8 protein-coding genes and 1 pseudogene are annotated in these 13,297 nt (G+C 46.1%); 4 read left to right on the forward strand and 5 right to left on the reverse strand.

The features are described from left to right. Positions 1 to 125: 125 nt before the first annotated feature. Positions 126 to 1,055: a L,D-transpeptidase gene (gene ldtA, locus SK35_RS09315; protein ID WP_048216015.1), complete on the forward strand. Its 930-nt coding sequence runs from the start codon at positions 126 to 128 to the stop codon at positions 1,053 to 1,055. A gap of 24 nt (positions 1,056 to 1,079) precedes the next feature. Here the strand turns inward: ldtA and SK35_RS09320 are convergent, their stop codons facing one another. The 5 genes from SK35_RS09320 to SK35_RS09340 all read right to left on the reverse strand — a co-directional run bounded on the left by SK35_RS09320 (position 1,080) and on the right by SK35_RS09340 (position 7,540). Next, positions 1,080 to 1,763: an ABC transporter ATP-binding protein gene (locus SK35_RS09320; protein ID WP_048216016.1), complete on the reverse strand. Its 684-nt coding sequence runs from the start codon at positions 1,761 to 1,763 to the stop codon at positions 1,080 to 1,082. A gap of 10 nt (positions 1,764 to 1,773) precedes the next feature. Next, positions 1,774 to 3,462, reverse strand: a complete 1,689-nt coding sequence (locus tag SK35_RS09325; protein ID WP_048216017.1) for an ABC transporter permease — start codon at positions 3,460 to 3,462, stop codon at positions 1,774 to 1,776. Then, positions 3,446 to 4,483: an extracellular solute-binding protein gene (locus tag SK35_RS09330; protein ID WP_003834073.1), complete on the reverse strand. Its 1,038-nt coding sequence runs from the start codon at positions 4,481 to 4,483 to the stop codon at positions 3,446 to 3,448. Before SK35_RS09330 ends, SK35_RS09325 begins: the two co-directional genes overlap by 17 nt. Before the next feature lie 689 nt (positions 4,484 to 5,172). Continuing rightward, a complete protein-coding gene (locus SK35_RS09335; RefSeq protein WP_131028749.1) occupies positions 5,173 to 6,342 on the reverse strand; it encodes a hypothetical protein in 1,170 nt (389 codons plus the stop codon). Between the two features lie 379 nt (positions 6,343 to 6,721). Further along, the gene (locus tag SK35_RS09340; RefSeq protein ID WP_048216019.1) at positions 6,722 to 7,540 is read right to left on the reverse strand and encodes a HEPN domain-containing protein; all 819 of its coding nucleotides are present in this window, start codon (positions 7,538 to 7,540) and stop codon (positions 6,722 to 6,724) included. A gap of 581 nt (positions 7,541 to 8,121) precedes the next feature. On the opposite strand from SK35_RS09340, the pseudogene SK35_RS09345 reads away from it, so the two are divergent. From SK35_RS09345 to SK35_RS09355, 3 genes and pseudogenes are all read left to right on the forward strand, one after another. Further along, positions 8,122 to 9,217, forward strand: a pseudogene (locus tag SK35_RS09345) (IS3 family transposase). A gap of 86 nt (positions 9,218 to 9,303) precedes the next feature. Beyond that, positions 9,304 to 10,221: a hypothetical protein gene (locus SK35_RS09350; RefSeq protein WP_048216020.1), complete on the forward strand. Its 918-nt coding sequence runs from the start codon at positions 9,304 to 9,306 to the stop codon at positions 10,219 to 10,221. A gap of 439 nt (positions 10,222 to 10,660) precedes the next feature. Continuing rightward, positions 10,661 to 12,952, forward strand: coding sequence for an AAA family ATPase (locus SK35_RS09355; RefSeq protein ID WP_048216021.1), 2,292 nt, complete (start codon positions 10,661 to 10,663; stop codon positions 12,950 to 12,952). Positions 12,953 to 13,297: the final 345 nt, after the last annotated feature.

Here is a 13,297-nt window from a genome sequence, read left to right on the forward strand (position 1 = left end):
ACCGCTCAACCTGAACCTCGCCTGATGGCGAGGTTTTTTTATGCGCAAATATGTCGTAACCCACTAAAACAGATAATAAAAGCTATACTTAACGGATATCTGTTGCGACGAAGGAAAGGAAAAAGATGCGTCGTGTAAAACTGCTTTGTTCACTCATTATGCTGCTTGCGAGTCAGGGAGCGCAGGCGGTGAGTTATCCGCTGCCGCCAGAGGGTAGTCGCCTGGTGGGTAGCACTTTGACTATTACGGTTCCACCAGGAAACACCAAGCCGCTGGAGGCATTTGCCGCTCAGTACGGGCAGGGGTTGAGCAATATGCTTGAAGCCAATCCGGGCGTCGATGTTTTTCTGCCTAAATCGGGTTCAACGCTGGTTGTGCCACAGCAACTGATACTTCCGGATACCGTGCGTGAGGGGATTGTCATCAACGTCGCCGAGATGCGGCTTTACTATTATCCTGCTGGCAGCAATACGGTTGAGGTTTTACCCATTGGCATTGGTCAGGCGGGTAGAGAAACGCCGCGTAACTGGGTGACGGCGGTCGAACGTAAGCAGGAAGCACCAAGCTGGACGCCGACGCCAAATACCCGACGTGAATACGCCGCTCGCGGGGAAAGCTTGCCGGCATTTGTTCCTGCCGGACCAGAAAATCCGATGGGCCTGTATGCAATTTATATTGGCAGGCTTTATGCCATTCACGGGACAAACGCCAATTTCGGTATTGGTCTGCGGGTAAGTCAGGGGTGCATCCGTTTGCGGAATGATGACATCAAGTACCTGTTTGATACGGTGCCTGTAGGGACGCGTGTACAACTGATAGACCGACCGGTGAAATACAGCGAAGAGCCGGACGGTAGTCGCTGGGTAGAAGTACATGAGCCGCTGTCACGAAACCGTTCGGAATACGAGTCTGACAGAAAGGTGCCTTTGCCAGTCACTCCCGCTCTGCGCACCTTTATCAGCGGGAATGAGGTGGATGTGAGCCGCGGGAGCCAGGCGTTGGAAAGACGTTCCGGTATGCCGGTGAACATCAGCCTGGTACAGAAGCATTATTAATTTTCAGGGCGACCCTGTTGACCTTCAGGTCGGATGGGTCGCTTTTTTAATTTGATACTGCCCCATTTTTACCACGCCAATATGGTCAGCCATTAGCTGGGCTTCGTGTTCACTGTGGGTAACCAACAGCGCCGTTTGCCCGGCGGCGCGCAAAATATCCCGTACCTCGTTGGCAAGACGCTCACGCGTGCGCTTATCAAGGCTGGAGAAGGGTTCATCCAGCAGCAGAATTTCCGGATGTGGCGCCAACGCGCGAGCAAGGGCGATACGCTGTTGTTGCCCGCCGGAAAGCTCATGCGGATAGCGGTTGGCATGGCTGTGTAACTCCACCATTTTCAACAGCTCAGTCACTCTGGCCTGTTGTTCCTCACGCGGCATGCGACGCAATCCAAAGGCCACATTTTGCTGCGCGGTCAGATGGGGGAATAACGCATATTCCTGGAAGACCATGCCGACATGACGTTTTTCCGGTGGCAGATGAACGCCGGGACCGGCAACACGTCGCTGTGACACATAGATCTCTCCGTTTTGCAGGCGTTCAAATCCGGCAACTGCGCGTAGCACCGTGGTTTTTCCGCAGCCTGAAGCGCCCAGCAGACAGGCAATTTCACCTTTACGTACCGACATTGAAAATCCGCTCAGTACCGATTGCTGGCTGTTGCCATAAGCAACGTGTACATCCTGGAGTCGTAATGCAATTTCTGACATTGTTGCTCTCTTAACCACGGCGAGTCATTTGGTGACGCACCAACAAAATAACCGGTAGCGTGCCAGCTAAAACAATCATTAGCGCGGCGATAGCACCTTCTTCATAGGTTCCACGGGCGGCTTCCGCATACAGCAACGTTGCCAGCGTTTCAAAATTGACCGGGCGCAAAAGCAACGTTGTCGGCAGCTCTTTCATGGCATCAGCAAAAACCAGCAGGGCACTGCTGACTAACGCTGGGCGCAGCAGGGGAAAATGGACTCGTGCAAACGTCCCCGCACCATTCTCACCCAACAGACGAGACGCCTGTTCCAGCGAAGGTGGAATGCGGCCCAGACCAGAATCCAGTGCGCCAATGGCAATCGCCTGGAATCGCATGGCACAACAAATTACCAGCAGGATCCCGGCGGACATCAGCGGCAGGCCGCGAACATCCAGTAAATCTGCCAGCCAGCGGTCGACAGCCATGGCGGGGGGTAAAAAGCCAATCGCCAGAATTGTGCCGGGAACCGCATAGCCTAAAGAGGCCAGACGCATCACGCCGCGACGAAATCCCGGCATGGCGTTGTCTGCGGCGCTATGACGCGCGCTCCAGGCCACCAGCATACTGACGCAAACCACCACTAGCGTAGTTCCCGCTGCCAGCGATAGCGTATTTTGCAATGCTGACAGTAACGAAGAGGAAAGGGGGTTCTCATCACCTATACGTTTGGCGCTTTCCCACATTAAAAACAGTACCGGAGCCAGAAAACCCAGCACAACCGGCATTGAAATAACGCCACCGAGCAGCCAACCACGCCAGCCCTGCACGCGCGTTGGTTGAATTTCCCGCAGGCTGCGGCTGCTGAATCCTTGTTTTCTGCGACCATAAAATTCCAGCGTCAGAATAAGGAATATAAACATCAGCATCATGCAGGCAATTTGTGCCGCGGCAGATAAATCAGAACGCGAGATCCATGTGGTGTACACGGTAACGGTTAACGTCTGTACCCCGAGGAACTCCGATGCGCCAATATCGTTGAGCGTTTCCAGCAGTGCCAGGCTGATCCCAACGGCCAGTGCCGGACGTGCCATGGGCAAAGCAACTCGAAAAAAGGTTCCGGTCGCGCTGCATCCCAGCGTGCGTGCGGCTTCCAGTAAATGAGCCGGTTGGCTAATAAACATGGCGCGGGTTGTCAGATACACGTATGGGTACAGCACTAATCCGAGCAGGATGATTGCGCCGGAAAGTGAGCGTAAATCAGGCAGTCGGAACTGTCTTGGGCTGTCAAAACCCAATAAAAAACGGATAAAGGTTTGCAGGGGGCCAATCGGATGCAGCAGATCGAGCCACGCAAAGGCCACAATGTAGGTCGGCATCGCCAGCGGCAACAGTAACGCCCAGCTAAGAATTTTACGTCCAGGAAAATCCCATGCCGTTACCGCCCATGCGCTGCCTACGCCAATCACGCCGACCATCACCGCGACACCGGCTAATAACAGCACGGTATTTTTTAGTGCGGCAGGCAGTACATACGTCAGGAGATTATCCCAGTGAGATAAATCGGCCTGGGTAGCCTGCCAAATCAGCGCAATGATCGGTGTCAGAACGCCAAGCGCTACGCACAGCGCGCCAAGATGTAGCGGCGTTAATAATGACTGCGGCCCGGAAACCAGGCCGCGTAACGTCGGATACTGCAGAGGTTTATTGATCGAATCCAACTTTATCTACCAGCAGACTAGCTTGTTTACGATATTTAACGATTTCGGTTAACGGCGTTTTATCGACGTCGATTTCACCAATAGTTGCACTGATAACCGGATCAAGCGTCACGCCTTTCAGTACCGGGTATTCGAAGTTCGCTTTCGCATACTGCTGCTGGGCAGGTGCGGAAACCAGATATTCCATCAGCTTAACGGCATCGGCTTTATTTGGTGCGTAGCGGGCTACGGCTGCGCCACTGATGTTGACGTGTGTACCACCATTTTCAAAGGTGGGTTTAACGACTTTAATCGCATCGCCCCACTGACGTGCATCACTGCCTTCTTTGGCGTTTTTCATATGGCCGACGTAATAAGAGTTGGCGAGACCAATATCGCAAATGCCGCCGAGAATATCGCGAGCTACATCGCGGTCGCCACCGGTAGCTTTACGCGCCAGGTTAGCTTTCACACCGCGCAGCCATTCTTCGGTCTTTGCTTCACCGTGATGAGCAATCATTGCGGCGATCAGCGCTGTGTTATACGGGTGCTGTCCGGAACGAATACAAACTTTACCTTTGTACTCAGGGCTGGCGAGTTGTTCGTAATGCCAGTTATCGATTGGCAGTGACTTCTCGGCATACAGCACGCGGGCACGCATCGACAGCGCAAACCACTGATTATCTGCGCCGCGCAGATTAGCCGGAATAGCGGTTTTCAGTGCTTCTGACTCTACTGGCTGAGTTACACCCGCTTCCACTAAATCAATGAGATTACCGGCATCGACGGTCATCAGCAGGTCGGCAGGTGAATTTTTACCTTCAGCTTTAACGCGCTCAAGCATACCGTCCTTGATATAGACCGTACTGACTTTGATGCCGCTGGTTTTGGTCCAGCTATCAAGCAAAGGCTGGATCAGACCCGGTTCACGGGTGGTATAGAGCGTTAACGTTTCCTGAGCGAAAGCCGGTAGGCTAACTGAGAAGACCAGGGCAGAGGCAAGGGTGATACGGCGCAGCCCGGCGCGAGGCAGAGAATTCATCGTTTATATCCCAGAGTAATTGGAACGTACAGTGAACCGAGCGGGGGGCTCGTTCCTTTGGCTCGCGTACAATAAATGATAATCACTAGCACTTACAATAATTGCAAAGTTTAAACGATTTACATTTACATAACTTTAATCAACGTTGTGATGCGGCACGTAACCGAGGTGCAGAGCAGGCAGAGGGTGCTTATGAGAGGGGATTTTATAGCGACCTGAAAAGCAAAAAGCCTGCTTAGTTTCCTAAGCAGGCTTCTTAAATATGGCTCCTCTGACTGGGATCGCCTTTGCCAGTAACTGGCTAATAAGAAAGCTAAACCTTAATGCACTTTTTGTCAAGACCACCAGAATGACCACCAATTGTTGCGGGTTACGTCAATCTGGTATTAGCGTTTGCGGCACACTGATCATTGCTGCTAATAAATTTCTGCCTTCTAAAAATAGGCCTAATGTTGAATATTTACCGTTTGCCAAACGGCCCTCTTCAATACAATGATTTTGCTGTATTCAAACGACTTTTTACGCAGTGAAAAAGTTTAGGCGTTTTTCTGACATTGCATAACCATTATGGTCAGGTATGTTGCCAGCGTTGAATATAATGACGAGGGTAGATATGTATGAATGTGTGAGTTGCTTCTTTGCAATTAATATCACTGATTGCTATGATAGTTTCTATACTTAATATTATTTTACGTGAATAATTTGTTATTAATAAAATAAAATCCAAATCCAGGGTCAGTGAATTTTAGATCAAATCTTCCTTTATTGTACTCATTAGCTAACTCATTCTCATATAATTCTGATATTCGCCCCCAGCATTTAAATTCAATAATTTCAGCATCTTCAACCATAAATTCACGCAATGTTATCCAGTTTGATGGCGCTTCAGGCCAAGTTGAGCTGATTTCACGCAAATAGAAGTCTGCGTCATTTATGATTTCCCATAATGAATAGGTATTACCTGTGGATTCGTACTCCCATATTATATGCTGTAGTTCTGCTGCTATGCCTTTTTCATTACATGTAGAATACAAGTTATTTTTGAACGGGTTAATATCTACAATTGTAATACTATATGCTGCAAGACTGTACTTTCTGAAATCTCTCCATAAAAATGCGAAACCATGTGAGTGGAGCCTTGATGCTTTATTAACCATTCTTTGAAATGATGACTTAATTTGTTCTATGTTTTTTTCAATATCACTTACCTCGCCTCCAGAATAGATATCCTTTCCATAAATACAAAATTGATAGCCACTAAAGTCATTTGGTCTAAGTTTTCTATCGCTATAAGCTTTTGTTAAAATCGCAGGTCTTATACACTCAAGTTTAATTCCAGACTCATGTTTTACTGGTTGTAAGCAAAGAATACTCCTGTTTAGCCAAAAAATCTCATTGAATATATAATTTTTGATTAAAGTTGGCCAGTCATTAGATATGACTACATTTATCACATCCCCATCGGACATATTTGGAAAGTAAGTTTTCAAGGCATTGGTATATGCTCCCAGTTCGGTGCCGGCTTGTCTGGTTGGGTTTGGTATATTCTTGATTTCAATAATTATCCATGCCTCGTAGTCAACTGAATATAATAGAAAATCCGGACGTAGAATCTCATCTGAGAATTGTGATATATCTTGATTCTCACAAACTATTTTAGTATTTAATAATGTCTTCAAACAATAATTATAGCTGTCTGAAATTTTTTTATCAACATAAGAGTACTCTTCGTCTGAAAATGGAATTATTAAGTTAGCTAATCCTTCTGTTTTATTTAGCTCTGAACTCAACCACATTTGCATTTCGCTTTCAGATTTGAACAAATCATCCTCACTTATATATACTGAAGGTTTTGCCAATGCATTGTTATTTCTTAGTGATGCAAGGGGTGTTTATATAATATGATTTTTCTATGCGTAATCTGCAATGAAAAACTCATATGTAAATTAACCATATAAACCCGGGAGGGGGGTATTTGGTTTATTTAGTTCTATCTAGAAAATTCATATTATCATTTTTGTGTTATACACAAATCTAAGGTTTGATGATGAATTATATTATCACCCAGCCAGTATTAAGTTCTTACCTAGTTAGCTAATCCAGGCAGGAGGATATCTTTAGTAAACTCAATTTGAATTGAGTGATGTCTTCATGGTAACGGTGTTATACATAAAGTAAATATCTCTCAGTTGAGAACAAGGCAACGCCAAGTTCGCTATTTTAAAATACATTACTGGATTAAACAAATTTTTCCGAAATAAAAAAATGTTTCGACAGATGTTGATCAAAATCCTTCGCTAAACTAGAAAGAAATTTACATTTTTCTGTTATGTCGGTCAAGTCCAAATTGACAGTGTCACCGTGAGCAATTTTATTTCTTAACTCTCTTATATTGTGAAATGTTTCAACTGAGTCATCATTTAATTCGAATGCGAATCCATTGGTTAAAAAATCAGGAATTTCAAATGATTTTATATTTGAGTTTTTTTCTGATATTACTCTCAACCCGAATGCTGAGAACATTTCGCTAGGGAACCTATAATCTCCTCTTTTAAGATTATTAGTTGCAGTTTTACATACACCAATGGCGTGCCCTTTTACATCATATATTTTTCTTAATCGTCGTCGGTTTTTTTCTACTGAGCTATCATCTGAATTTATATTTTTAAGGGTTCTGCACTTGGACTTATTAATTAATTCATCTATCCCACCATGGAAAGATATTAGCTCTGATATTATTTCATAAATAAATGATTCAAAAAAACTGAAATTACTAAGTAGTGTATATTTACACAGTTTGTTTTTGTACCCTTGAGCCCGTCGCTTTAAATCAGTGTTTATATTCTTTTGTTTCTCAATGCTTATATCTCCCTTAGGCTGATAATAGTCTGCTTTGGTGATTTCATTTATAACTCCTTTTTCGAAAAGGATAATATTTCTTTTCAATACTGGAACCGCAGAACAGACCAGAACAGAAAAATCAAAAGTGTCTTGCGTTTGTTTTTTAAATTTCACATAAGATACAGACTGAGTGAAAGTTTTTTTTGAAGAGTTCATATTGTTCCTTCAGAGTATTTACACGGTCACTTGTTATTATGCTTTCGAGCACAAGATGAATAAAAGCAATTAACAACAGAGTTTTGTCAAATGTTTTGGTGCATGATTGATTATATACTTCGCGAGCCAGCCCGAGTAAAGCTTTTAAAATTCTATGAATCATTTCTGTCAGAGAAAATCAGGCCTATTAAAAGCCTAGCCATACGAAGACTAAGGTCTAAATGTGTTGCTGGTCTCGCAAATTGTACCAAAGTGTCTCACTATGCTAGTACTACTGATCTACACACTGCTCGATCAACAATGCTTTTCAATCTTTACATCTATACTACATTCGCTTTCTAACCAGACCGATATCCCTCATGTAATCCTGACAACGCTACCGCCATCAGGAACATCAGTCCTGGTTGAGTACTTGTAAATCTAAATGTGACTGAAACTCATGGATTATTCAAGAAGGCAATAAGATGTCACCTAAAGTTGAGTCTGCGCGATTATGCAGTTACGACTTGGCTTGTGCAAAACGAACCATTCACTTTAAGAGATCTTCCGACATACTGTTCATGTCCTCTGGGGAGATCGTCATGCGCAAAGCCCGATTCATCGAGCACCAGATCATCACCGTTCTGAAGTCTGTTGAAGCAGGACACACCGTCAAAGATGTCTGCCGCGAAGCGGCGTATTACAATTGGAAAGAAAACTACGGCGGTATGGAAGCCTCTGATATCAATGAGATGAAAGATCTTGAGGACGAAAACCGCCGACTCAAACAGATGTTTGCCGATCTCAGTCTGGAATGCCGGGCGCTGAAAGACATCATTGAAAAAAGCTTTAACACCAGCGATAAAGCGGGAGCTCGTCGGTTATCTGACCTCACAATTTACGATGAGCACTCGCCAGGTATGCAGGATGTTATCGCTGAACAGGACGGTGTACTTTTACCAGCCCGACGCCCGACGTGATGAACCGGTGATCCACGCGTTGACTGAGCTGGCGGAGCGCTACCCACGATACGTTTTTAAGAAGCTGTTCCAGCTACTACGCAGGCAAGGCAACACCTGGAACCACAAGTGCGTGCATCGGATTAACTGTCTGCTGAAACTGAATTTTCGTCGTAGGGGAAAGCAGCCTCTGCCGGTACGCAACCCCGCGCCACTGGCGACGCCGGAAGCGCTAAACCAGAGCTGATCCATCGATTTTATGCATGATGCACTGCTCTGGGGCAGACGCTTCAGGACCTTCAATGTGGTGGATGACTTTAACCGTGAAGCACTGGCGATAGAAATTGACCTGATTATCCCGGCCCAACGTGTTGTGAGAGTGCTGGACAGGATCGCAGCAAGCCGGGGCTATCCGCTTAAGATGCGGATGGATAATGGCCAGGAACTGATCTCAGTGGCGCTGGCGCAGTGGGCCGAAGAACATGGGGTAATGCTGGAATTTATCAAGCCGGGTAAGCCGACACAGAACGCGTTTATCGAGCGCTTTAACCGGACGTACCGGACAGAAGTCCTGGATTTTTATTTGTTCAGGACACTGAATGAAGCACGGGAAATCACGGAGCGCTGGCTGGCCGAATATAACAGCGAGCGACCTCATGAATCTCTGAATAATCTGACGCCGCAAGAATACCGGCTGATGGCTGAAACCCCGGAAGTCTCAAAAAGTGCGTGGAACTAAAACAGGCGTACTTACATGTTTGCGTTGAAATACCCTAAAATCTCCTGTTTTATATCAGCAGACACCTTACACCGTCAGAGAAAATTGTGGAAAAAATCAGCCCTGCAACAGTTCAGTTTATCAAGCTTGGTGAGGCCGGTGAATGGGAGCAGCAGTGTCTGTCGGAGGGCACGCTTCGGTTTGGTTATCATGAAACTCCGAACAGTCTTTGTGTTGAGGGGCAATGGGCCGACGTGCACGAGATATGGCTTAACATCCGCAAGGGGAAAAAAGGCAATGCGAGCAGTGACGTTAGGCAGATCAAGACCTTTTACATGGCGGACGCAGAGACGCTATTCATTACCTTCAGGGGTGGGTTTCTGTACTGGTGTCGACCCGCGGGTCCGGTTAAGGTGCTGGCGGATGGTAGTCGAGTCCGAAAAACAATGGAGGGGTGGCAGAACACCAGCATTGGGGGAGCACTGTTAACCACAGATCACCTGAGCGGTGACCTGTTAAAGGTTCAGGGATACCGGGGAACGATATGTAACGTAAGCGCACATGATTACGTTGTTCGTAAAATAAATGATGAAGATCTCCCTGCGGTATCTGATGCGAAGCAGTCTGAAGAGACTTATCTGAAGGCTATAAAAAAGCTTTGTCAGCTGCTGACCTGGCAGGATTTCGAACTATTGGTAGACCTTGTTTTTTCAACAAGCGGGTGGCGACGCACCAGTATTGTCGGTAAAACACAAAAAACGCTGGACCTTGAGCTTGAATCTCCCACCACCGGAGAGAAAGCGTTTGTACAGATTAAATCACATGCGGACGCATATGCTTTCAGCGAGTACGAAAAGCGGTTCAGAGAAACCAGTGCCTATGAACGAATGTTTTTTATCTGGCACAGCGGGTCGTTATCGGAAAATATCAAAGTCGATGGCATCACGTTAATCGGCCCAAATAAGTTAGCAGGGCTTATTCTGGACAGTGGTTTATCAAGGTGGCTTCGAAAAAAAGTTTCGTAATATTCCTGCTTTCTTGGTAACGCATCAACAGAGCATCCACGTGAAAAACCTGCAGCCTCACCTTACGCTGCGACACCATCAGCCCCCAGCCGTCAGGCTCGAAACGCATCCTTTTGCGGTTAGGCAGAGCTTGCTAGCGTGCCGGGGCGTCAGCCAGACCGCGCTACTTGGTACGCAGTGGAGCCGAAGGGGCAAGCAATGTTTGAATTTGAATGTCCGCTGTGTGCTGTGAGTTCAACGGGTAGATGCAACGCTATCCTCATAAAGTGGGAAGATGAAGTCGCAGAAAGAGCACAGCATTCGCTACTAGTGATATATTAACTTCATCCAAACGGAGTCAACACCAGAAGCAATTCTCCTAGTAGGATGGTGCGCTCGTATTCATCTTGCTCTAATCTCAATCCGTTGTGGTAAAAATCGCGAAGAAAAAGGGATTTATATGCTTGAAAGAATTCATCAAATTACTAGCGTAGGTTTATTCCAGGATATCCGTCCTGCTGGTATGTCCTTTAAAAAAATGACCTTTGTCTATGCTGATAATGGGCGTGGTAAATCCACCCTTGCGTCTATTCTGCGTTCCTACACTGAATTAAATCCAGATATTGTACGGCACAGGAAAACGATTGGGGAAACAACCCCTCAAAATATTCATCTGCAGTTTTCTCAGGGAAATCGTGCGATATTCGATAACGGCACATGGAGTGGTAAGTATTCAGATGTGCACGTCTTCGACCTAGATTTTGTTGATCGTAATGTTTACTCAGGTGGTGAAATCAGCGCTAGCCATAGAAAGCGACTGCTGAGTTTTGCGCTGGGCAGTGATGCGGTAGCAGCGAGGGCTGCTTTTATTGATGCATCAGACAAGGCAGAGGAGGCCAAGAGAGTTACGAGACTGGCAAGTGAAAAGCTGACGGTGGCCCGGGGAAATGTAACGCTAGCAAGATACATAAAGCCTGTTCAGGAAGAGAACATTCAGGAAAAAATTGCATTAGTCGAATCAGAACTGGATCTCTGCAAAAGAACAGAGACGATCCGCAACCGTACGGGCTATCTTCCGTTACCTCTTTACGCTCCTGATTTCAGTTCTTTTTTTTCCATACTTGCATCGAGTTATGACAGCCTAAGTGCGGGTGCAGAAGAGGTCGTCTGTGCGCATATTGACCATATCAATGTCGAAGGTTTTGAGCGATGGGCGAGTAGCGGCCTTGATTATATAAAAGACGAATATTGTCCTTTCTGTACGCAAAGCTTGGAGGGTGTTGGACTGATCCGGTACTACCGGGAGCGGTTTAATCTTGCATACAAAGCCTTACTTAATCAGGTTACAGGCCTAGATAACGTTGTGGCGACAACCATGCGCGTTTTCAATCTGGCCTTACTTGAGAGCAAGATTGAGCAGGCGGGGTTAGTGACTGAAAACTGGAAAGATTGTCTCCAGTTGAACGTGAGTCTCCCTGATTTAGATAAAATTAAAGCTAGTTTGGAAGGTCTTCAGTCATCTCTGAGTCGCTTAACAGAAGCCAAGAAAAGCGATCCGCTTTCAAAGACCCAAGGCGACTATGAAAAAGAAATCGCTGATGCAGTAACTGCAATCAATGATGAGCTTTCTGCCTTTAATTCGGGCGTGGAAACTGCCAATCTGGATATTCAGGCTTATAAAGAGGCGCTTGAAACCAAAAATGAAGAAACCCTGCGGGTTACATTATCCCAGCATGAAGCAACCCGACTTCGTCTATCACCTGAGGTAGTAGGTTTTATCTCTGATTATCAGACCGCTAAAACAGCTGAAGTGACGGCCTCTGAACTAAAGGAAACACGGAGGGGTGAACTGAATGCGATCATGGACTCGACCCTTGGAAAGTATCAGTCCTCAATTAATGATTTATTGATGAAGTTTGGTGCAAGCTTTCGCATCACAGAAATTAATTATAACTATGCCGGCGGTGGTGAGCCTAAATCTGAATATGCAATTGAACTTAGAGGGGAAAAGATTTCGCTAACGGGGGAGGAATACAGTTTTCGGAGCTCACTCAGTGAAGGGGACAAAAGGACGCTAGCCTTCGCATTCTTCATCTCAGTCTTGCTTCATGACGTTGATCTTGAAAGAAAAATTGTCGTGATTGATGATCCGATGTGTAGTCTGGACAATCATCGCAGGAACCACACAATCACCATCATTAAACAGATATACCTTCGCAGCTTGCAGGTAATCATCTTGGCGCACGACCTGCTCTTTATCCGTACCATGCGAGATGAGTTCCTAAAAATACCTGCTACTCAAATGCAGGACATTTCAGCCTTACGCATTGTCCACATTGCTGGTGATTTCAGTAGTTTGGACAAACTAGATGTCGATCTGGAATGTGAATCTCCCTACTATAAAAATCATCGGCTGGTGAGCGGATTTGCCGATGGTGCTCATCATCAGCTTCACGACACGGCGGTGGCAATCAGACCGCTTCTTGAGGGGTATCTGCATCGACGTTTTCCGGGGCGAATTTCACCGGGAAATCTGTTTGGAGAGGTAGTAATGCAGATTGCACAAGCACAACCGAACGATCCGTTATTCTTCGCTAAATCACTGGTACCTGAGTTGAATGAAATTAACAATTATGCTGGTCGCTATCATCATGACACGAACCCTCAGGCATCATCAGAACCCATCACGGCAGGTGAACTGATGTCTTACTCTCGACGGGCTTTGAATGTGATTTATCGCGGAAACGTATGAGAAGTTCCTGATTGGGTATCACCTCGTACTTAGAAGATCAACTGTACATTTGAAAATGAGCCCTCTCGGGGGCTCATACCGATTATAAGCACTGCCGCCGGTGCAAACGCTTCGTTATGAATATTCTCTTAAGGAACACCCATTTCCAAACGTGACATTAGAATATGGGAGCGACATGAGCAGTGCCGGTAAGGGATGTTATGTTTCATGTAAACACTTAGTCGTCATAAGCTAAACGTCTGCTTCTCGCTCACAGCGGACCTCACGGTACTTCACGCGGTCCGCTTCGTGCTGCGAGTTCAACGGGGCGATGCAACGCTATCTGGTACTGCAATGAGACCATTG

The organism is Citrobacter sp. MGH105 (assembly GCF_001037485.2).
Lineage (GTDB): Bacteria > Pseudomonadota > Gammaproteobacteria > Enterobacterales > Enterobacteriaceae > Citrobacter > Citrobacter portucalensis.